This window comes from Streptomyces sp. NPDC048504 (genome assembly GCF_043200035.1).
Classification (GTDB): Bacteria; Actinomycetota; Actinomycetes; order Streptomycetales; family Streptomycetaceae; genus Streptomyces.
The window spans coordinates 483,688-506,703 of the sequence record NZ_JBICXA010000006.1 but is presented as its reverse complement, the minus strand read 5'-3'; the positions used below and the strand labels follow the sequence as shown (position 1 = coordinate 506,703).

The 23,016-nt window shown below is 70.7% G+C and carries 20 protein-coding genes and 3 pseudogenes; 9 read left to right on the top strand and 14 right to left on the bottom strand.

Features of this window, described 5'->3' with window-relative positions:
• Positions 1–2 precede the first annotated feature (2 nt).
• Positions 3–827 carry a methyltransferase domain-containing protein gene (locus ACGFY9_RS18350; protein ID WP_393755236.1) on the bottom strand — a complete coding sequence of 275 codons (825 nt, stop codon included), beginning with the start codon at positions 825–827 and terminating at the stop codon, positions 3–5.
• Positions 828–1,076: 249 nt separating this feature from the next.
• On the opposite strand from ACGFY9_RS18350, the gene ACGFY9_RS18345 reads away from it, so the two are divergent.
• From ACGFY9_RS18345 to ACGFY9_RS18330, 4 genes are all read left to right on the top strand, one after another.
• The gene (locus ACGFY9_RS18345) at positions 1,077–2,453 is read left to right on the top strand and encodes an NAD(P)/FAD-dependent oxidoreductase (RefSeq protein ID WP_393755235.1); all 1,377 of its coding nucleotides are present in this window, start codon (positions 1,077–1,079) and stop codon (positions 2,451–2,453) included.
• Positions 2,454–2,500: 47 nt separating this feature from the next.
• Positions 2,501–4,756: an FUSC family protein gene (locus ACGFY9_RS18340; protein ID WP_393755233.1), complete on the top strand. Its 2,256-nt coding sequence runs from the start codon at positions 2,501–2,503 to the stop codon at positions 4,754–4,756.
• A gap of 28 nt (positions 4,757–4,784) precedes the next feature.
• Positions 4,785–4,964 (top strand): hypothetical protein, encoded by a 180-nt coding sequence (locus ACGFY9_RS18335; protein WP_393755232.1) that lies wholly within the window; start codon positions 4,785–4,787, stop codon positions 4,962–4,964.
• 249 nt (positions 4,965–5,213) lie between these two features.
• Entirely contained in the window at positions 5,214–5,663 is a 450-nt protein-coding gene (locus tag ACGFY9_RS18330; RefSeq protein WP_366492431.1) for a cyclic nucleotide-binding domain-containing protein, read from the top strand.
• Positions 5,664–5,665: 2 nt separating this feature from the next.
• Here the strand turns inward: ACGFY9_RS18330 and ACGFY9_RS18325 are convergent, their stop codons facing one another.
• Together ACGFY9_RS18325 and ACGFY9_RS18320 are read right to left on the bottom strand one after the other, a co-directional pair.
• Positions 5,666–6,976, bottom strand: coding sequence for an MFS transporter (locus ACGFY9_RS18325; protein WP_393755230.1), 1,311 nt, complete (start codon positions 6,974–6,976; stop codon positions 5,666–5,668).
• Positions 6,977–7,056: 80 nt separating this feature from the next.
• Positions 7,057–7,668, bottom strand: a complete 612-nt coding sequence (locus ACGFY9_RS18320) for a LysE/ArgO family amino acid transporter (protein ID WP_393755228.1) — start codon at positions 7,666–7,668, stop codon at positions 7,057–7,059.
• A 69-nt stretch (positions 7,669–7,737) separates the two neighbouring features.
• On the opposite strand from ACGFY9_RS18320, the gene ACGFY9_RS18315 reads away from it, so the two are divergent.
• A complete protein-coding gene (locus tag ACGFY9_RS18315) occupies positions 7,738–8,640 on the top strand; it encodes a LysR family transcriptional regulator ArgP (RefSeq protein ID WP_393755289.1) in 903 nt (300 codons plus the stop codon).
• Positions 8,641–8,876: 236 nt separating this feature from the next.
• On the opposite strand, the gene ACGFY9_RS18310 is transcribed toward ACGFY9_RS18315, so the two are convergent.
• Positions 8,877–9,584 (bottom strand): TetR/AcrR family transcriptional regulator, encoded by a 708-nt coding sequence (locus ACGFY9_RS18310; protein WP_393755226.1) that lies wholly within the window; start codon positions 9,582–9,584, stop codon positions 8,877–8,879.
• A 126-nt stretch (positions 9,585–9,710) separates the two neighbouring features.
• Here ACGFY9_RS18310 and ACGFY9_RS18305 point away from each other — a divergent pair, with 126 nt between their 5' ends.
• Positions 9,711–10,931, top strand: a complete 1,221-nt coding sequence (locus ACGFY9_RS18305) for a saccharopine dehydrogenase family protein (protein WP_393755225.1) — start codon at positions 9,711–9,713, stop codon at positions 10,929–10,931.
• 41 nt (positions 10,932–10,972) lie between these two features.
• Here ACGFY9_RS18305 and ACGFY9_RS18300 read toward each other — a convergent pair whose 3' ends face one another.
• The 9 genes and pseudogenes from ACGFY9_RS18300 to ACGFY9_RS18260 form a co-directional block, all read right to left on the bottom strand.
• Positions 10,973–12,799 (bottom strand): ATP-binding protein, encoded by a 1,827-nt coding sequence (locus tag ACGFY9_RS18300; RefSeq protein ID WP_393755223.1) that lies wholly within the window; start codon positions 12,797–12,799, stop codon positions 10,973–10,975.
• Positions 12,796–13,494, bottom strand: a complete 699-nt coding sequence (locus ACGFY9_RS18295; protein WP_393755221.1) for a response regulator — start codon at positions 13,492–13,494, stop codon at positions 12,796–12,798. The genes ACGFY9_RS18300 and ACGFY9_RS18295 overlap by 4 nt, the downstream gene beginning before the upstream one ends.
• 18 nt (positions 13,495–13,512) lie before the next feature.
• A complete protein-coding gene (locus tag ACGFY9_RS18290) occupies positions 13,513–14,265 on the bottom strand; it encodes a L,D-transpeptidase family protein (protein ID WP_393755219.1) in 753 nt (250 codons plus the stop codon).
• 41 nt (positions 14,266–14,306) lie between these two features.
• Positions 14,307–15,731: a M1 family metallopeptidase gene (locus tag ACGFY9_RS18285; protein WP_393755217.1), complete on the bottom strand. Its 1,425-nt coding sequence runs from the start codon at positions 15,729–15,731 to the stop codon at positions 14,307–14,309.
• 486 nt (positions 15,732–16,217) lie between these two features.
• Positions 16,218–17,282: an enoyl-CoA hydratase/isomerase family protein gene (locus ACGFY9_RS18280; RefSeq protein ID WP_393755215.1), complete on the bottom strand. Its 1,065-nt coding sequence runs from the start codon at positions 17,280–17,282 to the stop codon at positions 16,218–16,220.
• Positions 17,279–17,644: pseudogene (locus ACGFY9_RS18275) on the bottom strand (acyl-CoA dehydrogenase family protein); the annotation flags it as partial. The pseudogene ACGFY9_RS18275 and the gene ACGFY9_RS18280, both read right to left, overlap by 4 nt.
• Before the next feature lie 118 nt (positions 17,645–17,762).
• Positions 17,763–18,965, bottom strand: a pseudogene (locus tag ACGFY9_RS18270) (oleate hydratase); the annotation flags it as partial.
• Positions 18,966–18,978: 13 nt separating this feature from the next.
• Positions 18,979–19,218: pseudogene (locus ACGFY9_RS18265) on the bottom strand (SDR family NAD(P)-dependent oxidoreductase); the annotation flags it as partial.
• Between the two features lie 129 nt (positions 19,219–19,347).
• Complete coding sequence (locus ACGFY9_RS18260; protein WP_393755213.1) at positions 19,348–19,812, bottom strand: PaaI family thioesterase; 465 nt, start codon at positions 19,810–19,812, stop codon at positions 19,348–19,350.
• Between the two features lie 241 nt (positions 19,813–20,053).
• On the opposite strand from ACGFY9_RS18260, the gene ACGFY9_RS18255 reads away from it, so the two are divergent.
• Positions 20,054–20,395 carry a DUF3592 domain-containing protein gene (locus ACGFY9_RS18255; RefSeq protein WP_393755287.1) on the top strand — a complete coding sequence of 114 codons (342 nt, stop codon included), beginning with the start codon at positions 20,054–20,056 and terminating at the stop codon, positions 20,393–20,395.
• A 213-nt stretch (positions 20,396–20,608) separates the two neighbouring features.
• Here ACGFY9_RS18255 and ACGFY9_RS18250 read toward each other — a convergent pair whose 3' ends face one another.
• Complete coding sequence (locus tag ACGFY9_RS18250) at positions 20,609–21,727, bottom strand: FAD-dependent oxidoreductase (RefSeq protein ID WP_393755211.1); 1,119 nt, start codon at positions 21,725–21,727, stop codon at positions 20,609–20,611.
• Between the two features lie 53 nt (positions 21,728–21,780).
• Here ACGFY9_RS18250 and ACGFY9_RS18245 point away from each other — a divergent pair, with 53 nt between their 5' ends.
• The gene (locus ACGFY9_RS18245) at positions 21,781–22,473 is read left to right on the top strand and encodes a TetR/AcrR family transcriptional regulator (protein WP_393755209.1); all 693 of its coding nucleotides are present in this window, start codon (positions 21,781–21,783) and stop codon (positions 22,471–22,473) included.
• Between the two features lie 89 nt (positions 22,474–22,562).
• The gene (locus ACGFY9_RS18240) at positions 22,563–22,997 is read left to right on the top strand and encodes a VOC family protein (protein WP_393755207.1); all 435 of its coding nucleotides are present in this window, start codon (positions 22,563–22,565) and stop codon (positions 22,995–22,997) included.
• Positions 22,998–23,016: the final 19 nt, after the last annotated feature.

Below are 23,016 nucleotides of genomic sequence, written 5' to 3'. Positions count from 1 at the left end.
GGTCACTCCGGGCGGTGGGCGACGACCGCGAACATCGTCACGGACATGTGCAGCGCGCCCCGCTCGGCGGCCTCGGAGAGGTCCGCGTAGGCGCGGTCGCGCTGGGCCTCGGTCAGTGCGCCGCGGCGGACCGCGGACTCGCCGAGCATGCGGATCAACGGCCAGGCCACCGAGCGGTGGTCCTGGAGCAGCGCCTGTGAGCCGCGGTCGTCGACGACGAGTCCGGCGGCGCTGAGCTGGCCGACGAGCCGGCGTCCCGAGTAGGGGTTGGCCGCGCTGGTGAGGGCGCCGGAGGTGAACGCGGCCGTGACCTCGGGGTCGCCCGGGTGCAGGATCGTGGTCGCCCAGTCGGTGTCGAGCAGGGCCACCCGCCCTCCGGGGCGCAGGACGCGGGCGATCTCGGCGACGGCCTTGTCGGGTTCCGCGAGGTGCTGAAGCACCCGTTCGCACCAGACGACGTCGACGGACGCGTCGGGCACGGGCAGGGACAGCGCGTCGCCGTCCGTGAAGCGGGCCGGGTTCCCGGCCGACGCGGCGCGTTCCTCGGCGACCGCGCGCAGTCCGGGGTTGGGTTCGACGCCGAGCGCCGACCCGTTCGGGCCGACGGCCGCGGCCAGTTCACGGGTGGTCGAGCCGGTGCCGGCCCCGATGTCGAGGGCGCGTTCCCCGCTGCCCGGGGCGAGGGCCTCGTGGGCCCACGCGCGCAGTCGTCGTACGCCTGGATTGGCTTCCTGGATGTCGAGCGCGGCCACCAGCCGCGTCACGTTGCCGGCGTCGATGTTCTGGGTGCGGAAGCCTGACCCCGGCTCGGGCTGAGTGTGCGACATGGCGTGCACTCTACGGTCCGCGGCGATCGCCACGGGATCGGTCAAAGGTCATTCAGGTACGCCATTTGTTCACACGTCCGCGGCGTACGGAGGGCGTCGGCGGGGCATGCTGGTGCTCCACGCGTTCGTCTGCCTGCCGCGCTCAGCTGGCGGAACGGCTCCCGGCACGGTGGGATCGATTGTGGTGCGAGGCAGCGATCCGGGGCAGGCGTACGGCGTCGAGGCAGACCGCCCGGAGCCGCAGAAGGGATGAACACCGTGACACGACCGAGGATCCTGGTGGTTGGCGCAGGCTTCGCAGGAGTGGAGTGCGTTCGCCGCCTGGAGAGGAAACTGACCCCGGAGGAAGCCGACGTCACACTGGTGACGCCGTTCTCCTACCAGCTCTATCTGCCCCTGCTGCCCCAGGTCGCCTCGGGCGTCCTGACCCCGCAGTCGATCGCCGTCTCGCTGCGCCGCAGCAGCAAGTACCGCACGCGGATCATCCCGGGCGGCGCGATCGGTGTGGACATCAAGGCCAAGGTCTGTGTGATCCGCACGATCAACGACGAGCTCGTGAACGAGCCCTACGACTACATCGTGCTCTCCCCCGGCAGCATCACCCGCACCTTCGACATCCCCGGGCTGACCGATCACGCCTTCGGGATGAAGACCCTCGCGGAGGCCGCCTACATCCGCGACCACGTCATCACCCAGCTGGACCTCGCGGACGCGAGCGACGACCCGGCGGAGAAGGCGTCGCGGCTCCAGTTCGTGGTCGTGGGCGGCGGTTACGCCGGCACCGAGACGGCCGCCTGTCTGCAGAGGCTGACGCACGCCGCGGTCAAGCGCTACCCGCGGATCGACCCGGGCCTGATCAAGTGGCACCTCATCGACATCGCGCCGAAGCTGATGCCCGAGCTGGGCGACAAGCTCGGCAAGAGCGCGCAGGAGATCCTGACCCGGCGCGGTATCGAAATCTCCCTGGGCGTCTCGATCGCGAAGGCGGGCCCGGAGGAGGTCACCTTCACCGACGGCCGGGTGGTGCCGACCCGCACGCTGATCTGGACGGCCGGTGTGGTCGCCAGCCCGCTGATCGCCACGCTGGGCGCGGAGACGGTGCGGGGGCGCCTCGCGGTCACCTCCGACATGAACCTCCCGGGTCACGACGGGGTGTTCGCGCTCGGTGACGCCGGCGCGGTGCCGGACGAGGCCAAGGGCGGGGACGGAGCGATCTGCCCGCCGACCGCGCAGCACGCGATGCGGCAGGGCAAGGTGGTCGCCGACAACGTGATCGCGACCCTGCGCAACCAGCCCCTGAAGCCGTACGTCCACAAGGACCTCGGGCTCGTCGTGGACCTCGGCGGCAAGGACGCCGTGTCCAAGCCGCTGGGCATCGAACTGCGCGGATTCCCCGCCCAGGTCGTGGCCCGCGGCTACCACTGGTCGGCGCTGCGCACGAACGTCGCCAAGGTCCGGGTCGCGACGAACTGGACGCTGAACGCGCTGGCCGGCGACGACTTCGTGCGGACCGGCTTCCAGGCCCGCAAACCGGCCACGCTCAAGGACTTCGAGTACACCGACTCGTATCTGTCGCCGGAGCAGGTACGGGACCGTGTCGAAGGGACCGGCACCCAGGAGCCGTAGCATCGGTGGTAGGGATCTTGGTGTGAACCTGGGGAGAGTACGGCGGCGTGAGGGCAGTGGGACGGGCGGCGTGGGCACGGGTGCGGTATCGCGTCGCGGCGTCCGATCCCGGACTGCTGCGGCTGACGGCCGGGCTGCGGACGGTGGCCTCGATCGCCCTCACGCTGACCGTGCTCTCCTTGCTGCACGCCTCGGTGCCGCATCTGGTGGCCGGCGCGATGGCGGCGATGGTCTCCACGTTCGCCATCCGCGAGAAGCAGCGCGGCCGGCAGGCGGTGACGCTCGCGCTGGGGCTGCCGGTCGCGCTGGCCTCGGTGTCGCTGAGCGCGCTGCTGAACTCGCGGGTGGTCGCCGGTGACGTCTTCTTCGTCCTGCTGATCTTCGGCGCCGTCTACAGCCGCCGGTTCGGCGACCGCGGCACGGCGCTCGGTCTGATCGGCTTCCAGATCTACTTCCTGTCCCTGTTCGTCGGCGCGACCGTCTCCGCGCTGCCGCGGCTGTACGGCGTGATCGGCGTCGCCTTCGCGTGCAGCGCGCTGGTGCGGTTCGCGCTGGTGCCGGAGACACCCACCGGGACGCTCGACCGGCTGCGGCGGGCGTTCCGGGCCCGGTTCGCCCAACTCGTCACCGCGCAGCTCGCGTTGCTCGACGCCGGTCCCGACGACATGGAGAAGGCCCTCGACGACGTACGGGAGGGCACCGCCCGTCTGCACGAGACGGCGCTGCTGATCCAGGGCCGGCTGGAGGACGGCACCTCCGACGAGACGGTGGCACGGCTCGTGCAGCGCCGTATCGCCGACGCCGAGGTCGCCGCCGAACGGCTCGGGCTCCTGCTGCTGACCGCCCGCAGCGCCGAGCGCGGCCACACGCTGACCCTGCATCTGCCGGGCGCACCGGTCCCCCTGGCCGATCAACTGCCGGTGCGGGACGAGGCGACCGACACGCTGCGCCGCGATCTGGAGGCACTGCGCCTGCTCGTCCTGCGGCCGGCGGGCACGGACTCGGGTACCGGGCTGGCGCAGGTGCGCAACCGGCTGCTCGGTTATCGCGAGGAGGAGAACCTGCCGCCCGCCCCGGACGCCGTCCAGGACGTGTTCCGGGGCATCGGCGAGGCGGGACGTGCGGTGCTGGGGCTGCGGATCGCCGTGGACGGGCCGCAGGACGAGTCGGAGGACACGCCCGCGACGACCCGCTCGCGCGAGGAGCTGGACGCGGAGGACGTCGCCATCGCGGGCAGCGAGGAGAGCGAGGCCGAGGACGCGGAGCGCACCGGGCTGCGGCGGCCGACCACGCGGGCGGCCGTGCAGGTGGCGGTGGGGTCGTCGCTGGCCATCATCGGCGGCGAGTTCCTGTCCAGCCAGCGCTGGTACTGGGCGGTGCTGACCTGCTGGATCGTCTTCATCAACACCTCGTCCACCGGCGAGATCCTCGTCAAGGGCTACCGGCGGCTGCTGGGCACGGTCCTGGGTGTCGTCGCCGGTATCGGTCTCGCGGGCCTGGTCGGCCATCACACGTGGACGGCGTTCGTGCTGGTGCTGCTGTTCATCTTCGCGATGTTCTACACGGCACCGCTGTCGTACACCCTGATGTCCTTCTTCGTCACCGCGATGCTGGGCCTGCTCTACACGCTGCTGCACACCTACAGCGCGTCGGTGCTGCTGCTGCGGATCGAGGAGACGGCGCTCGGCGCGGCCTGCGGGGTGGTCGCGGCGGCGCTGGTGCTGCCGGTGCACACGGACCGCCGTACGAACGAACTGCTCGGCACCGTGCTGGCGCGGCTCGCGGACGTCACCGAGGCCGCCGTCGACCAGCTCAGCGGCGGGGCCGCGGCCGAACTACTCGACGAGGCGCGGGACTTGGACCAGGCGCTGGCCGATCTGAGCGCGTCCACGCAGCCGTTGACGCACCCGATCACGCCGTTGCGGGCGCGGCGGGACACCGCGAGATATGTCGTCGCGCTCCTTGAGACCTGCGCCTATCACGCGCGGTATCTGGCGGCGACCGCCGAGCTGCTGCCCACGCATCCGTCGATAGCTGCCGATCCACGGCTGCGTGAGGCGGGTCGCCGGATCGTGCACAACATCGGGGTGATCGGCGCGCACGTCGCCGACGGGGACGACGACGGTGTCGGTGAGATCGAGACCGGGCCGAGCATCGCGTCCCTGCTGCGGCCCGGGACGCCGGGGACCCCGCGCTACGGCCGGGTCACCGACCGCGTGCTGCGGCATCTGCAGCGCCTCGACGAGGCCGTGACCGGCCTGGCCCGGCCGCTCGACGTACCGATCGCGGCGCCGGTGAAGTGAATGCCGCGCGCCTGGGTAGGCGACGGGCATGACTGATGTCGTGGACTCGGACGAACTGTTGCGGCGCATCCAGCGGGCCCGGGCCTTCGCCGCCCGGGAGGTGCAGACGTGGTCGCGACAGGGCGACGCCGTGAGGGAAGTGGCCTACGAGGCGGTTCTGCGGGTGCTGGACGAGATCGTGGCCCCCGGTCGGCAGGCCGCGAAGTGAAACCGGTCACGCGACCGGTTGAACTGGGTACGAAATGCCCTTCGATGGTTTACTGTTCATTCATACGTGGATACGGGGTCGACCGTACCGTCCCCCGCGCCACCGCTTACGGCCCTGGCTGGTCTCCCCCGTCCAGCCAGGGCTTTTTCATGCCCCGATTCCGTCCCCCGAGGTGCCCGGGACGTCGGCAGAGGCTGAAATGGGCGTAGGGAGAATTCCGGATCCGCTGCCGGCGAGGAGCCCTGTGCCATGACCAAAGCGATAAAACTGCTGACCGCCCTGCCCCAGGCCCAGCGCGAACGGCTGATGGAGGTCGCGCGGGAGGTCTCGTTCGCCGAGGACTCCAGGATCTTCGAGGCGGGCGGCACGGCCGACCGCTTCTGGGTAGTCCGCTCCGGCGCCGTCTCGCTCGACCAGCAGGTCACCCCGCAGCAGCGGGTCACCGTGGCCACGCTCGGCGCGGGCGACCTGCTCGGGTGGTCGTGGCTGTTCCCGCCGTACCAGTGGGACTTCGGCGCGGAGGCGTTCAGTGCCGTGCGGGCCTACGAGTTCGACGCGTCGGCCGTGCTCGCCCTGTGCGTGGAGGATCCGCTGCTCGGGCTGTCCCTGGTCCGGATCGTCGCGGAGATCCTCGCGCACCGGCTGGCGATGACCCGCAGCAAGCTGATGGAGCACTACGCGCTCCACCGGCCGGTCTGAGGTCAGACGCGGTAGCGGCGCAGCGCCGGGACCGCGGCGGCCAGGGCCAGCATGATGACGATGACCAGGATGCCGCCGCCCGCGACCGCCGTACGCGGGCCGAGGGCCGAACCGGCCGTGCCGTGCAGGACGTCGGCGAGGCGCGGGCCGCCGGCCACCACGACGGTGAAGACGCCCTGCATACGGCCGCGCATCTCGTCGGTGGCGGCGGACAGCAGGATCGCCCCGCGGAACACCATGGAGACCATGTCGGCGACCCCGGCGGCGGCGAGGAACACCACGCCGATCCACAGGTTGCCGCTGAGCCCGAAGCCGGTGATGGCCGCGCCCCAGGCGACGACCGCACCGATCACCATCCAGCCGTGCCGCCGTGCCCGCGAGAACGTGCCGGAGAACAGTCCGCCGACCACCGCCCCGATGGGGATCGCGGCGAACAGCATGCCGAGGGCGAGTCCCTCGCCGTAGGGGGCGTAGGTCTGGGCGGCGAGTTGCGGGAACAGGGCGCGGGGCATGCCGAAGACCATCGCGATGATGTCGGCGAGGAAGGACAGCAGCAGCACCTTGTGCAGCGAGATGTAGCGGAAACCGGCGGCCACCTCGCGCCAGCCCGCGCGGCGCGGTGTCGCGGACTCCAGCGGCGGCAGCGAGGGCAGCTTGACGACCGCCCAGAGCGTGACGCACAGGGCCAGCGCGTCGATGAGATACAGCTCGGGCAGGCCGATGACCGGGATGAGGACGCCCGCGAGGAGCGGTCCGACGACCTGCCCTGTCTGCATGACGGTCGAGCCGAGGGCGTTGGCGGCGGGCAGCTGCTCGGCGGAGACCAGGCGGGCGATGGAGGCGTTGCGGGCGGGTGCGTTGAGGCCCCAGAAGGCCTGCTGCATGGCGAGCAGCACCATCAGCGCGGTCACCGAGTTGAGCCCGGTGGCCGCCTGGACCCAGAACAGCACCGAGGTCACGGCTATGCCGCTGTTGGTGATCAGCAGCAGTTTGCGGCGGTCCATGCTGTCGGCGAGCGATCCGCCCCACAGCGCGAACACGATGAGCGGCACCAGTCCGGCCATGCTGGCGGCGCCGACCCAGGCGGAGGAGCCGGTGATGTCGTAGATCTGCTTGGGTACGGCGACGGCCGTGAGCTGGCTGCCGACGGCCGTGACGATGGTCGAGGACCACAGGCGGCGGTAGGCGGGGATCTGCAGCGGGCGGGTGTCCATCGCCCAGCGGCGCCAGCCGCGCCGGGGGCCCGTCGCCGGTTCCCGGTCCTTCTGCGACTCGGGTTCCGTGCCGCTGTCGGTGCTCTCGCTCGTGTCCACTGGCTTCCTGGTTGCTCGCTACATCTAATCGACCAGGGTTTACTATCGCAGCACCTGCTGTGGCTGCCGAATCCGCCATCTCACGCTCCGGCCACCAGCGTTGCGCCGAGACCGATCATCGTCGCGGCGACCAGGCCGTCCAGCACCCGCCAGGCCGAGGGCTTGGCGAGGAAGCGGCTGAGCAGGCGGGCGCCGAAGCCGAGCGCGGTGAACCAGCACAGGCTGGCGCAGACGGCACCGAGTCCGAAGGTCCAGCGCAGCGGGCCGCGGGCGGCGGCGATGGAGCCGAGCAGGAACACGGTGTCCAGGTAGACGTGCGGGTTGAGCCAGGTCATCGCCAGGCAGGTGAGGACGGCCCGGCGGCGCGAGCCGGTCGACTCGCCCTCGGCCCGCAGGGCGGCGGGGCGGAAGACCCGGCGGGCGGCGAGGACGCCGTAGCAGAGCAGGAAGGCGCCGCCGATGAGCCCGACGGCCTTGAGCGCGCCCGGCCAGGCGACCACGACCGCGCCGACGCCGCCGACGCCCAGCGCGATGAGGAGCGCGTCCGAGAGGGCGCAGATGCCGACGACGGCGAGGACGGCGTCGCGGCGGATGCCCTGGCGGAGGACGAAGGCGTTCTGGGCGCCGATGGCGACGATGAGCGAGAGGCCGGTGCCGAATCCGGCGGCCGCGGCGGAGAGAGCGTTGGTCACGCCCTCGACGCTAGGGACACCGGGAGCTGGAGTACAGCTAAAGATTCTTACGTAACATTAGCGCTCGTGATGGTGACGGAGCTTCCCCTGGACCAGGTACGCACGCTGCTCGCGGTGGTGGACGAGGGCACGTTCGACGCGGCGGCCTCGGCGCTGCATGTGACGCCCTCCGCGGTCAGCCAGCGTGTGAAGGCCCTGGAGCAGCGCACCGGCCGGGTTCTCCTGCTGCGCACCAAGCCGGTGCGGACGACCGAGTCCGGCGAGGTGGTCGTACGGTTCGCCCGCCAACTGGCCCGCCTGGAACGGGACGCGCGCGCCGAGCTGGGCATGAGCGGGGCCGGTGAGGCGACCCGGGTGACAATCGCCGTGAACGCAGACTCGCTCGCCACCTGGTTCCTGGGCGCGCTTACCCGCGTCCCGCGCGAACTCCAGGTCTGCTTCGAACTCCGCCGCGAGGACGAGGCCCATACGGCGGCTCTCCTCCGCGAGGGGCTGGTGATGGCGGCGGTGACCTCGTCGCCGGACGTCGTGCCGGGGTGCTCGGTGCGGGCGTTGGGGCGGATGCGCTATCTGCCGGTGGCGAGCCCGGAGTTCAAGGAGACACATCTGGACGGCGGCCCGCTGCGGGACGCGCTGGCCGAGGCACCGGTGGTGACCTTCGACCGGCTCGACGACTTCCAGGACGCCTTCGTACGGCGGTTGCGGCGCGGGCAGGGCGGTGCGAGTGCGGTACGGCATCTCGTGCCGACCTCGGAGGGGTTCGTCGAGGCCGTCGCCGCGGGGCTGGGGTGGGGCATGGTGCCGGAGATGCAGGCGGCTCCGCTGTTGAGTGCCGGGCGACTGGTGAACTTCGCGCCGTCACGGTCGGTCGACGTACCGCTGTACTGGCAGCAGTGGAAGTTGGACTCGCCTGCGTTGGCGGCGGTGGCGGGGGTGGTCGTGGGGGCGGCGGCGGAGGCGTTGCGGGGCTGAGCGCGCCATCGGTCGTGTAGATGTGCGGCTCCGTTGCGGGGGAGCTGTGTGTCGTTTTTCCGCTGCGGCACCGTTGTGGCTGGTCGCGCAGTTCCCCGCGCCCCTTAAGGGCGCTGCCGCATCGGGGTTGACCTTGCGCGGGTTGATCAGGGGACGCGTGGTCCGGTGCGGCGCCGTCGTGGCTGGTCGCGCAGTTCCTCGCGCCCCTATAGGGCGCTGGACTTTGCGCGGGCTGCTCAGGCGCGCGTGGACTTCAGTTGGGCGGCGGCGCTGTCCAGGAGCATCTCCAACGCCGTCGGGTACGCGCTGTCGGCCATGCGGGACGCCAGGAGCGGGGCCGCCTCGGCGATGCGGGGGTGGGTGGTGCGGGGTAGACGGGCATACGTCGAGCGCCACATGCCCTCGTCGGCGCGGAGCGAATCGCTCGGCAGGGCCAGGGACGCGGCGTCGAGGGCGGCGAAGGCCAGGGTCTGGTCGATGAACGCGTGGTAGATGCGCACGGTGTCCGGGAGCGGGAACCCGGCCGTGCGCAGGACGTCCAACACGGCCTCGTCCGCGGCCAGTTCATTGGGCCGGCCGGTGACCCGGCTCGCGGTGAGCTGGGCGGCCTGCGGGTGGGCGACGTACGCGGCGTGGATGCGCAGGCCGATCGCGCGCAGGTCGGCCCGCCACTCCCCCGTCGGCTCCCAGCCGCGCAGCGCCTGCCCGACGAGGGCGTCACCGATGGCCAGGGTGAGCTCGTCCATGCCGCGGAAGTAGCGGTAGAGCGTGCTCGGGTCGGCGTCCAGGGCCAGGCCCAGGCGGCGGGCGGTCAGGCCCGCGCTGCCGTGTTCGCGCAGCATGCGCAGGGCCGTGTCGACGATCAACTGCTCGGAGAGGACCGTGCCGCTCTTGGTGGGACGGCGCCGTCGCCGCTTCTCCTCGGACACCACCGGTTTCGGCATCACGGCCTCCCTGCGCGTGGATGTGCGTCCTTATGCCAACGCCATTGACCTTATCCGCGCGACCGGCGTTGTATCTCCGACAGGGCCCGCTCACGTCCTTAGTTCGGCAGTGAAGGAGTTCTTGTCATGCGTGTACTGCTCGTGGGAGCCGGTGGTGTGGGGACCGCGGTCACCCGGATCGCGGCCCGGCGTCCGTTCTTCGACGCCATGGTGGTCGCCGACTACGACCTGTCCCGCGCGGAGGCCGCGGTCGCCGCGCTCGGGGCGGACGGCGCCCGGTTCCGCGCCGAGCGGCTGGACGCGAGCGACGAGGTGGCGGTCGTGGCGGCGCTGCGTGCGCACGGGTGCGACGTGCTGCTGAACGCGACCGACCCGCGCTTCGTCCTGCCCCTGTTCCGTGCGGCGCGTGCCGCCGGGGCCGACTACCTCGACATGGCCATGTCGTTGTCCCGGCCTCATCCGGAGCGGCCGTACGAGGAGTGCGGGGTCAAGCTCGGGGACGCGCAGTTCGCGGAGGCGGGCGACTGGGAGAAGGCGGGTGCGCTGGCGCTCGTCGGGATGGGTGTGGAGCCCGGGCTCTCGGACGTGTTCGCGCGGTACGCCGCCGATGAACTCTTCGACGACATCGAGGAGATCGGCATCCGCGACGGGGCGAATCTCACCGTCGACGGCTACGACTTCGCGCCCTCCTTCAGCATTTGGACGACGATCGAGGAGTGTCTGAACCCCCCGGTCGTGTACGAGGCCGAGCGCGGCTGGTTCACCACCGAACCGTTCAGCGAGCCCGAGGTGTTCGACTTCCCCGAGGGCATCGGCCCCGTGGAGTGCGTGAACGTGGAGCACGAGGAGGTACTGCTCGTGCCGCGGTGGGTCGACGCGCGCCGCGTCACCTTCAAGTACGGGCTCGGCAATGAGTTCATCGAGACCCTGAAGACCCTGCACCTGCTGGGACTTGGCCGCACCGAGCCGGTCACGGTGCCGAGCGCCTCGGGACCAACTGCCGTGTCGCCGCGTGATGTTGTGGCCGCCTGTCTGCCCGACCCGGCGACACTGGGCGACCGTATGCACGGCAAGACCTGCGCGGGCACGTGGGTGCGCGGCACGAAGGACGGGGCGCCGCGCGAGGTGTACCTCTATCACGTGGTCGACAACCAGTGGTCGATGGCGGAGTACGGCTCTCAGGCCGTGGTCTGGCAGACCGCCATCAACCCGGTGATCGCGCTGGAGTTGCTGGCGACGGGGGCGTGGAGCGGCTCGGGTGTGCTGGGGCCGGAGGCGTTTCCGGCCGGGCCGTTCCTGGATCTGCTGACGGAGTACGGCTCGCCGTGGGGGCTGCGGGAGCAGTGACCGGCGTCAACTCACTGGACAGCCGGCGAATTGAGTGGGCGTCACTCTCCCTCCGGCGCACCGGAGTTGGGCAGGCGCAGCGTGAACACGGAACCCGCGCCGGGTTCGCTCGTCGCCTCGACCGTGCCGTCGTGGGCGGCGACCAGGTCGCGGACGATGGACAGGCCCAGGCCGCTGCCTCCGGTGCGGCGGCTGCGGGACTGGTCGGCGCGCCAGAAGCGTTCGAAGACGTGCGGAAGGTTCTCGGGCGCGATACCGATGCCGGTGTCGGCGACGGTCAGGACGATGTCGTCGCCGTCGCGCCACGCGGTCACGGTGACGGTGCCGTCGGCCGGTGTGTGACGCAGCGCGTTGGACACGAGGTTGCCGAGGACCTGGCGCATACGGACCGGATCCGCCTCCAGCCAGAGGGAGTTGTCCGTCTTGCCGGTGAGGGCGACCCCGGCCGTGTCGGCGGAGACGCGGTAGGCGGCGACGACCTGGTCGACGAGGTCCTCGACGCGCACGGGTTCGCGGTGCAGGCGCAGAGTGCCGGCGTCGGCGGCGGCGAGGTCCTGGAGGTCGTCGATGACCCGCTGGAGGACCATCGCCTCCTCGTGCAGGGAGCCGAGCAGGGCCGGGTCGGGTTCGACGAAGCCGTCGCGGGTGACCTCCAGCCAGCCGCGGATGTTGGTGAGCGGGCTGCGGAGTTCATGGGCGATGTCGCTGACCATGGCCTTGCGCTGGGCCTCCATGCGTTCGCGGCGTTCGGTGAGGTCGTTGAAGGCCTCGGCCAGGATGCCGGTCTCGTCCCGGGTCTTCACCGGCACCCGGACGTGCAGCTCCGGCGGCTGCTGAGCCGCCTCGGTCAGTGCGCGCAGGGGGCGGACGAGCCGGGTCGCGACCACGGCCGTGACGAGGACGGTGAGGGCGAGTACCCCGGCGGCCGCGCCGACGACCTTGGCCTTGTTCGCCGGGGAGACGGCGAAGCGGGGTGCGGTGGTGTCCCCGCCGCCCAGGAAGAGTTCGGCCACCGGCGCCACGTAGGGGTCGAGTTGGGCGCGGCGGGCGCTGTCGGTGCAGGCCTCCGCCTTGCGGATGTCGGCGGCGTCGCCCAGCTTGTTGTAGGCGCCCGTGACGTAGCGGGAGCCGAGGTTCTTGTCGAAGACGTCGACGCCGAAGTACGGGGCCTTGAAGCTCACGCCTTCCCGCGACAGGCAGGGCTGGGAGCTCACGATCAGGCTCTTCAACGCCTTGCTCTCGGTGGCGGTCGGGGTGTTGAGCTTCCCGTCGGCGCACTGGTCGGGCACGTAGCCGTTGGCGTCGTTGCCGTCCGCGTCGGTGAGGACGGGACGGCCGCTCGGCGTCATCGTGATGGTCGTGTCGATGCCGTTCTGTTTGAAGCACGCCTGGCGGTCCTTGGCCAGCTTCGCCAGCCGGACCCGCTCCTTCGCGGTCACCCGGTACGGTCCGACGACCCGGGGGTCGAGACCGCTGAGCTGTGCGCCGGGTTCCGTGTACGTGTCGGTGTGCAGGGGGTCGACGCTCGCGGCGGCGCGCGGCGGGAGCGAGGTGCCGTGCGGTGCCGAGTCGGCGATGAGGGTGCGGTCGGTGGTCGTGAGGGCGATGCGGCGGCCCATCTTCTTCGACAGTGCGCGGACGGTGGGCGCGACGCCCTTCCACTCGGGGTGGGTCGCGGCGTATCCGCTGAGCTGCGCGAGGATGCGCATGTCGTCCGCGAGGTCCTGGCCCTGTTCCTCCCTGATGGCCCGGGTGGTGGTCGTCACCGCGAGCCAGGCCGTCGCCCCGACCGAGCAGACGGCGATCAGCACGGTGGCGACGAGCAGCCGGACCAACAGCCGCTTGCGCAGCGGTATCCGGGGCCTCACGCGCGACCGCCGCGCAGCTTGTAGCCGACGCCGAACACGGTCAGCAGCCGGACCGGCCGTCGCGGGTCGGGCTCGATCTTCTTGCGCAGGTTCATGATGTGGACGTCGACGGCCCGTTCCGTGGACGCCCGGTCGAGGCCCCGGGTGTACTGGAGCAACTGCCGCCGGGAGAAGACCCGTTCGGGTTCGGCGGTCATGGCGAGGAGGATCTCGAACTCGGCCGGCGTGCAGTCGACGGGCGCCCCGTCGCAGCGCACCTCGTGTCGTACCGCGTCGACGGACAGCCCCGCCGCCCGTACGACGGTGTCCTCCTGGCGCTCCTCGGTGGCGCGGCCGCTGCGGCGCAGGACCGTGCGGATGCGGGCCATCAGCTCGCGCGGGCTGTAGGGCTTGGTCATGTAGTCGTCGGCGCCGAGTTCGAGGCCGAGCAGGACGTCGTCCTCGGTGGAGCGGGCGGTGAGCATCAGGACGGGGATGTCGTCCTCGCCGCGCAGCACCCGGCACACGCCGAAGCCGTCGATCACCGGCAGCATGAGGTCGAGCACCACGAGGTCGGGTCTGAGTTTCCGGGCCGCCTCGATGGCGGCGGCCCCGTCGTGGACCACGGTCGCGGTGTGGCCTTCCGTCAGCAGGGAGCGTCGTATCAGCTCGGCCTGCATCTCGTCGTCCTCGGCGACCAGCACATGTGCGCACACCTGGCGGATCCTAAGCGGTCAGCGGTCGAGGGCGGCGGCGTCGCCCATGACGACGACGGGGTGCCGGGCCGGGTCCAGGGTGCGCAGGAGTTCCTTCATGTGGTCCTCGGCGATGCTGACACAGCCGTGGGTGGGGCCGCCGTGGTCGACGTGGATCCAGATGCCGCCGCCGCGCGAGGCGCCGAGGGGGCGGGTCCAGTCGAGGGGTGAAGTGCCGGGCTGCCGGTTGTAGTTGATGGCGATCACGTAGTCGAAGGACCCTGCGAGCGGTTCGCCCTCGAAGCCGGTGCCGGGCGAGACGAAGCCCGTCCCCTGGTCGTACGACAGCTTGGTGCCGGGGTCCTTGAGCAGTCCGCCCGCGTCGGTGAGCGAATAGACACCGATCGGCGAGCGCAGGTCACCGGCCATGTGGTGGTTTGACCAGCCCTTGAGCGCGTTGTGCGCGGCCCAGCTGACGGTCTGCTCCCAGCCGTCGTCGGTGCGCTCGTACAGGGCGAGAGTGGAGAGGGGGGAGTTCGCGCCCCGCCCGGTCACCAGGACGACCTGTTCGGTCGTCGCCGGTATTCGCGCCAGCATCTTGGGCCCCACGCCCGGGAGTTGCCGGGCTGCCGCCTCGGCGGATATCTCCGACGAGGGCGAGGGTGAGATCGAAGACGAGGAGGCGGGAGTGGGGGCGGACGTGTGGTCCGTCGCCGCCAGCGCACCCCCGCCGCATCCCGTGAGGAGAACGGATGCGGCGACGAGTGCGACCGAGGGAATACGAGTGATCATGAGTCGACGATGACCGACACATGTGAGGAACTCGTCAGCTCCTACGGCTGGGTCGGCTTGCCTTTCGTGTAGAGCCAAGTCTGGAAGAGGGCATCGAGTCGTGTGCCCGATTTCTGCTCCGCCAGGCTGACGAACTGCGCGGTGGTTCCGTGGCCGTAGCGGTGTGCGCCCGCCCAGGCCCGCAGGATCGCGAAGAAGGTCTTGTCGCCGACGGCCAGGCGCAGTTCGTGCAGCGCCATGGCCCCGCGGTCGTACACCGGCGTGCCGAAGATGTTCGCGCCGCTGCCCGGGTCGCCGGGCGGGAACGCCCACAGGCCGTCGGTCGCCTTGCGGGCGTACAGCGCGTCGAAGGTCTGCTGGGCGGTCTTGCCGCCGTGCTGCTCGCTGTAGAGCCACTCCGTGTAGGTCGCGAAGCCCTCGTTGAGCCAGATGTCCTTCCATGCGGTCAGCGACACGGAGTCCCCGAACCACTGGTGGGCGTTCTCGTGCACGAGGGTGCTGAGGTCCGGCGCCGAGTCGTAGATCGGCCGCCCCTGCGTCTCCAGCGCGTACCCGACGTCCGGCGCGTGGTCGACGATCGACCCGGCCGAGCGGAACGGGTACGGCCCGAACAGCTTGCTCTCCCACGCCAGGACGGAGGGCAGTTTCTTCAACACGGGCGCCGCGGCGGCGACTTCACGCGGGTCGACGGCGTTGTACACCTTGACGCCGTCGCGGGTGGTGTACTGCTCGACCTTGAACTTCCCGACCGTCGCGGTGGCGAGGTAGGCGGCCATCGGCTCCGGCGCGTGCCAGCGGAACGTGGTCTTCCCGTGGGCGGTCCTCTGCCCGAGGAGCACACCGTTGGCGACCGCGGTGCGCCCCTGCGGGACCGTGATCGTGAAGTCGTACGACGACTTGTCCTTGGGGTGGCTGTTCGCCGGGAACCAGGTCATCGCGCCCTGCGGCTCGCCGGCCACGAAGGCGCCGTCGTCGGTGGCGATCCAGCCGTCGGCCGAGCCGTCGGGGTCGGTGACCTGCTGGGGGACGCCGTTGTACGTGACGGTGACCTGGAACCGCTGCCCCTTGCGGACGGCCCGGCGCGGGGTGACGACGAGTTCCTGTCCGTCGCGGCGGAAGTCCGCCTTGGCGCGGTCGACGGTGAGATCGGTGACCTTGAGGCCCTTGAAGTCGAGGTCGAAGCGGGTGAGCTTCTCGGTGGCGCGGGCGGTGAGGACCACCTTGCCGTCGAGATGGCGACTCGTCGGGTCGTAACGGAGCGTCAGGTCGTAGTGGGCGACGTGGTAGCCGCCGTTGCCGGAGAGCGGGAAGTACGGGTCTCCCGCGCCGGCCGAACCGATCGTCGCGGCGCCCGCGGGTGCGGCGGCCGCGAGCAGGGCGGTGAGGGCGACGGGGACGGTGGCCACGACTGCGCTGCGGCGGAGGACAGCGGCGCGTCTTGTGGACTGCTGCCGGGGTTGCGTCACATGCGCTCCTACGGGTGAGGGGGGTTGATCATCCGCCTCAGAGACTAGGCCGCCGACTCCCTGTGGATCCCTCTAGTTGAAGCAAACTTGTCGAGCACTTGTTCAGCGGCTGGTGACTGGGCGCGAGGAGCGGCGGTTCCGGAGCGGGGGTGGCGGCGGCCCGGTCGATGGCGCGCAACTCGTCGAGGCTGTCGGCGAGGGTGCGGCCCGCCGGCGCATGGAGGACGGCCGCCTCGGTCTCGTCGGTGAGCCGGAGGAAGTACTCGGCGGAGTGGTTGGTGGCCTGGCACTCCCGGGGTCCCTCCGGCCGGGGGGCCCACAGCGGCTTGGAGTCCCCGCCCCTCCCCGCCGCCCAGGGTGAGGAGCTCGTACGGCACGAACGGCGTCAAGGGAACCGGGTGTTCCCCGCTCCGGTCTCCATCTCCAGGGCGGGGCCGCCCATGTGCCCCGGTCCGATGAACGCTACGGTCGTGCTCACCCCGACGACTACTGGGTGATGTCCGGTACGGCGAGGCCGAGTTCGCGCTCGCCGAGGGGTGCGAAGAAGCGCTCTACGTCCACGTCGGTGACCTCGGCGAGCGTGGGCGGTGACCAGTGCGGGGTGCGGTCCTTGTCGATGACCTGGGCGCGGATGCCCTCCACCAGGTCGGGGGTGGTGAGGGCAGCGCAGGAGACGCGGTACTCCTGGTCCAACACGGCCTCCAGCGCGCCGAGTCGGCGGGCCCGACGGAGTGCGACGAGGGTGACTTTCAGTGCGGTGGGCGACTTGGCGAGCAGGGTTTCGGCGGCCTGCTTCGCCGCGCTGTCGCCGTGGCCGAGGAGGCGCTCGACGATCTCCTCGACGGTGCCGGCCGCGTAGCAGGCGTCGATCCAGGTCCGCGCCTCCGCCAGTTCACCGGGGGGCGCTTCGCGCGCATACCGGGCCAGGACCTCCCGTACCGGCATGTGGGCGAGGTCGTCCAGGAGTTGGGGCAGGAACTCGGAGGGGATGTAGTGGTCGGCGAGGTCGCAGTGCAGGGCGTCGGACGCGCCCACCGAGGCTCCGGTCAGCGCCAGGTGGGTGCCGAGTTCGCCGGGCACGAGGGCGAGGAGATACGTGCCGCCTACGTCCGGTACGAAGCCGATGCCGGTCTCGGGCATGGCGACGCGCGAGCGTTCGGTGACGATGCGGAAGCCGCCATGCGCGGAGACGCCGACGCCGCCGCCCATGACGATGCCGTCCATGACGGCGACGTACGGCTTCGGGTAGCGGGCGATACGGGCGTTGAGCCGGTACTCGTCACGCCAGAAGGCCGCCGACGCCGAACCGTCCCCGTCCCGCGCGTCGTTGTGGATGGCGCGGATGTCGCCGCCCGCACACAGGCCCCGTTCCCCCGCGCCCGTGAGGACGACGGTTTCCACGGAAGGGTCGTGTTCCCAAGCCGTCAGGGCTGCGTCGATACGGCGGACCATCTGGTGGGTGAGGGCGTTGAGTGCCTTGGGGCGGTTGAGGGTGAGGTACGCGGCGCGCCCCTCGACACGTACGAGTACGGAGTCGTCGGCGCCGCTCATCCGAACGCCTCCGTCAGGCCGCGGGCCACGATGACGTACATGATCTCGTTGGTTCCTTCCAGGATCTGGTGGACCCGCTGGTCGCGGACGATCTTCTCGATACCGTATGCGCTCAGGCGGCCGTAACCGCCGTGGACCTGGAGGGCGCGCTCGGCGGTGAGGTCGGTGGCGATGCCGGCGAGGCGGAAGCGCAGCGCCCGGGCGTCCACCAGCCGTCGCCCGAACGCCGACCGGTCGGCGAGGTGGACGACGCCGCGACCGGAGACTGTGCGGGCGCCGCCGAGCCGACAGGCGGCGATGCCGAGACGTCCGCCGTCCAGGGCGACTTGGTGGGTCGGCTGGGCGTTCCATACCGTCTTCCGTCTTTTGCCTGACTGGAGCTGGAGCCAGTACTGATGCAGGTGCTTGCTCAAACCCCGGCATCTCAGGGCCAGTTGGCGTGCGGATGCCAGGGGCGTTCCCGTCCGCTCGTTCGGCAGGTCAGCGGCGGTGCATCGTCTGCAGGGCCTCGACCAGTACCTTCGGGTCGTGCCCGCCCTTGTAGACCGGCGGTGGTTGCCGGTCCAGGCCCAGGAGTTGGGCTACGGCGGTCCAGGCGGTGCGTACCGAGTACTCGACGGTGAAGACGACGTCGTCGGGGACCTCGGCGTACTGGCCGATGAAAGCCAGGTTGGTGGAACCCTCCGGGACGACCTGCGGCCGGTCTCCCGAACTGCGCACCAGGAACTGACTGGTGATGTACGGCATCAGCGCCGGGACGACGATCGAGTGGTCGAGGATCTGCGGGCCCTCCTCGAAGCGGAGGTGGTGCAGGACCTCGTCCAGGATCTCCCGGCCCGTGCACTCGCGCATCGGCTTGCGGACGAAGTCGCCCTCCCTGTCCGGGAAGAGACCGTAGCCCCACCACACGAAGGTGTCCTCGGGCTGCTCTCGGAAGTGCGGCTGATGGTTGAGGACGATGGTCAGCAGCCAGTTGGAGTCCTTGAACGTGATCAGCCCGCCCTTGCCGGCCTCGCTGCCGCTGAACTCCTCCATCAGCTCGAAGAAGGTCGGATCCTTCGTCGTGACCGTGAAGGACGCCCAAGTGGAGTCCGTGATCGAGGCGTTGAAGACCGACGGGTCCCCCAGCAGGCCCGGCCGGCCCGGCCGTTTCGCCGCGAGCGTCTCCCACAGCCGCCACGATCCCGCGTCACCGGAGGTGTCCAGCACGGGCGTGGAGTCGGCCGTCATCGAGCCGTTGGTGACCAACACGAGGTCATCGGGGCCGAGTTCCGTCTCCTCGCTACGGCCCTCCCGCGTCCAGGTGAGCGCCTCGACGGTGAGCGCGTCCCCCTCGGCCAGCCGCAAGTCGGTTACCCGGGTGCCGAGTTGGACGGTCACCCCTTGCTCGGTCAGCCACTTCGACAGGGGGCGGACGATGGAGTCGTACTGGTTGAAGCGGGTCCGGTAGATCCCCGACATGGAGTCGAAGGTCTTGAAGAGGTGCACGGAACGGTTGAGGTAGCGGCGGAACTCGATCGCGCTGTGCCACGGTTCGAAGGCGAACGTGGTGCACCACATCCGCCAGAAGTTCGTGCGGAAGAAGCCCTCGCTGAAGCAGCCGGTGATGCGCTTGCCGTCCAGCAGCCGCTCCGGGGTGCCCACGCACTTCACCAGCTCCAGCCGGTCGCGCTCGGAGAACCCCCATGGAGCGCGTGTCGATGGCGGGGTCCGCCTGCCGGGGCAGGGAGGCCACGGCGCTAGAAATGTTGACGATGCGGGGTGATGGCGAGCGCCGTAGGAGCGGCAGCATCGCGTTGGTCACAAGAATGACGCCGAGGACGTTGATCTCCACGACCGTGCGGACCAGGTCGAGGTCGAGCGTGGTCGGGTCCTGGATCCAGCCCGGCCCCATTTCCCCTGAGATGCCCGCGTTGTTGACCAGGACGTCCAGGCGACGAGGGGCGGAACACACCTGATGGTGCGACAACCAGGAACCGGTGATCAGGAACCACGAGCCGGCCCCGGCCGAGGTGTGTGCGCCGCGGCCCCTCCGGACCCCACGCGCTGTCGCTGCCCCCTCGCATCACCCCGTACGCCGACGCCTGACGCTCCAGTCGAAGCTCCCCCGGCACACCGTCGTCCCCGTCGCGTCGGTGATCTCGGCCCGGGTCGAGAATCGAGCCCGGTCGCTCTCGCCCGACAGCAACGGAAGCAGCGCGGCGCGCGCCTCATCGTCGAGCCGGCACACGGTCAGCAACCGCCCTCGTGCCGGAGCGAGGAACTCCAGGGAGGCGGCCGCTCCGAGGGGCACGACCCCGTCGAAGTCCCCGGGGTCACGGCTCGCGGCGATCATCGCGCCCAGGCCGGCCGCGTCGAGCAGGGCGATGAGTCCGCTGGAGTGAAGTGAACCGATCACGTTCGTCAGTTCCCGGGGAACCTCCGAGGCGATCTCGGCCACGCCGTCTACGGCTCGCAGCACCTCAACTCCCGCGGTGCGATGGGCCGGAACGGGCTCCAGCAGCGTGCGGGCCAGCGCCGTCATGTCCATCGCCGCAGCCTCGCACACGCCCTCGCCGGCAAAGGGAATTCCCTGTGAACTGTTCGACAGGGTCCGTAGACGGGCGGCCGAGGACCACGATCAGCGGACGAACTAGGCACCGACGCCACGTAGTTACGATCGTGTCGAGATCCTGTCCGGCGACATGACGATCGCGGGGGGAGACGAAGCATGCCGCAAGGAGCCGTCATCGCGATGGCCGGATTCACCGGCGTGAGCGGGCGCGGTCGCGCTGCTGACGGGCCTCGTCGGTCCACGGAGGATCCGGCGGCTGCGCCGTACGGGCGTGGACGTGTGGGCAATGGTCAAGCGCACCGGCCCAGTTGGTGATGCCGACCGCCCACGGCCGCTACTCCAGTTCACGACCGAGGACGGCCTGGTCATGGAGGTCGGTTCGCCCGTGCCCGCGCCCAAGCGTCGCCCTCTGGCCGAAGGCAGCCACGTGCTCGTCCGGTACGACCCCGACGATCCTCGCGAGTTGGTGTGGTCCGGACACGAACGGGCGTCCTGGGAGTACGCGTTCTGCGTGCTGACCAGTACCGGATGCGGGTCGCTCGGGCTGAACACGGCCTAGAGGGTGTAGATCGGGCCGGTCCCGATGTCACCGAAGATCACCCCGAGGTCCCGATCACCACCGCGAGCCGCACCGTGTCCCGCACGCTCGCAGGCCGAGCTCCGGCGGCCCCGCCACGGACCCTTCGTCCGCAGGCGCCCGCCACTTCGCCCTGAACCGTGTCGCGTCACGGACAAGGAGGTGATGGGTGCCGGTTGCTTCCGCGCTGGGCGGTCAGGACGGCTGGACCTGGTCGAAGAGAGCGAGGGCTTCGGCGGGGTCCGGGCTCACGAGGCGTTCCAGACCGGCCGTCGTGATCTTCGCCCACTTGCCGGCCCGCGCCCACATCCGCACCTCGAAGGCCCGGACCGCCTCGTCCAGATCTTCAGGGCCGGTGGCGATGCACTCGGCGAGTTCGGCGCCGTCCAGCATCGCGAGATTCGCGCCCGCCCCCAAGGGGGGCATCAGATGGGCGGCGTCGCCCAGCAGCGTCACCCCGGGAACGTGGGTCCAGGTGTGGGACACGGGCAGGACGTAGAGGGGACGGTGGACGAACGCGGTGCCGTGACGGAGGAGGCCGAGGACGGGGTCGGCCCAGCCGTCGAACAGAGCCAGCAGGCTCGATCGCACGGCCTCGACGTCGGCCGGGTCCAGGTCAGTGTGCCAGTCCAGCGGCGCACGGAATTTGGTGTACACCTTCACGTGGCCACCGCTGTTGCGCTGGGCGACGAGGCTTCGGTTCACGCCGTACACGGCCACGGAACCGTCGCCGATCAACCGGGCGAGGTCGGGGTGACGGCTGTCGACGTCGTCGAGGGAGGTTTCGACCGAGGTGACGCCGGTGTAGTGCGGCGTCACCGACGAGACGGCCGGGCGGACCCGGGACCACGCGCCATCCGCGCCGACCACGAGGTCGAACGCCTCCTGCCGCCCGTCGGCGAAATGGGCCCGTACGCCGTCCCGGGCCCCCGGCACCACGTCCGTCACGCCCTTCCCCCACTGGATGTCGAGAGGGCCGAGCAGCAGGTCACGGAGTTGTCCGCGGTCGATCTCGGGATTGGCCCGGTCATCCAGGCCGGGTCGCCAGTCCCGCAGGACGGTCCCGTCCGGGTCCAGGATGCGCATGGCCTGCCCCTCGGGACGGGACAGTTCCTGGAACTCCGCCAGCAGTCCCGCCTTGTCCAGCGCGAGCTGGCCCAGCCCTTCGTGCAGGTCCAATGTGCCGCCCAGAGGGCGGGCGTCGGGGCCGGGATCCCGTTCGAGGATGACGGCAGGATGACCATGCCGGTGCAGAACGCGGGCGAAGGCAAGACCGGCGGGGCCGCTCCCGACCACAGCGATGCGATGTCTCATGTCGATACACCGTATTGCTTCGATACGGCGCATGGCAACAGTACGATGTGAGCATGACTGTGTGGGACAGGCCGGAGCCGCCGACTCGCCCCGTGCCGCTGGACCGGGAGCGGATCGTCGCCGCCGCCGTCGCGCTGGCCGACGAGGGCGGGCTGGAAGCGGTGTCGTTGCGCAAGGTCGCCGCCCGCCTGGAAGCCGGCCCGATGCGGCTGTACGGCTACATCGCCACCAAGGAGGAGCTGTTCGACCTCATGGTGGACGAGGTCCAGGCCGAGATCCTCCCCGAGGAACAGCCCGGTGACTGGCGGGAGGCGCTGCGCACCCTCGCCCACCGCACCAGGCAGGCCGCTCTCCGTCACGAATGGCTGGCCGACCTGCTCGGCGGCCGCCCGGCCCTGGGCCCGAACGGCCTCGCCGTGACCGAGGCCACGCTGGCCGCCCTCGACGGCCTCGCCGACATCGACACCGTCATGCGTGCCGTCGAGACCGTCAGCGCCTACTTCACCGGCGCGATCAGGCGCGAGGTCGCGAACCTGCGGGCCGAGCGCGCCACGGGCCTGTCCAAGCGCGACTGGCAGCGCGCCCACGGCCCGCATGTGACAAGGATGTTGGCCACGGGCCGCTTCCCGGCGCTGGCCAAGGCGGTGCACGACGGCACGGACGTGGACGCCGAGACATCTTTCACGACCGGCCTGGACTGGGTCCTCGACGCCGTGTCCGCCAGACTCACCCGGCCACCGGCGTGACGCCCCGCGTCAGATGCGGGCCGTGTCCTCCGGGCCCTCTTCACCGGCATGGGGAAACCCTCACGAGACCCGATCAGACCAGGAGAGTCATGACAAGCAGGTTCACCGAGTTGGTCGTCGACTGCCGTGATCCGGAGAGGCTCGCGGCCTTCTGGTGCGCGGTCCTGGACTTCGAGGTGATCGACCGGGCCGAGGGCAGGGTCGAGATCGGCTCCTGGGAGCCGACCGCCGAGGAGGTCCGGGCCCGTCAGATGCCGCCCACCCTGCAGTTCATCCAGGTTCCCGAGGACAAGACCGTCAAGAACCGGCTCCACCTCGACGTCAGCCCGATCGACGGCAGCACGGAGGACGAGGTGAGCAGGTTGCTCGGCCTCGGGGCAACCACGACGGATGTGGGCCAGGGCGCGGATCGGAGCTGGGTGGTCATGGCCGATCCCGAGGGCAACGAGTTCGATGTGGTGCGGAGCCTGGCGCCACGGGAGAACCAGGACGCGATCACCGGCACGGTGGTGAACACCTCGTAGCCGCCGCCGAGTTCAGGCC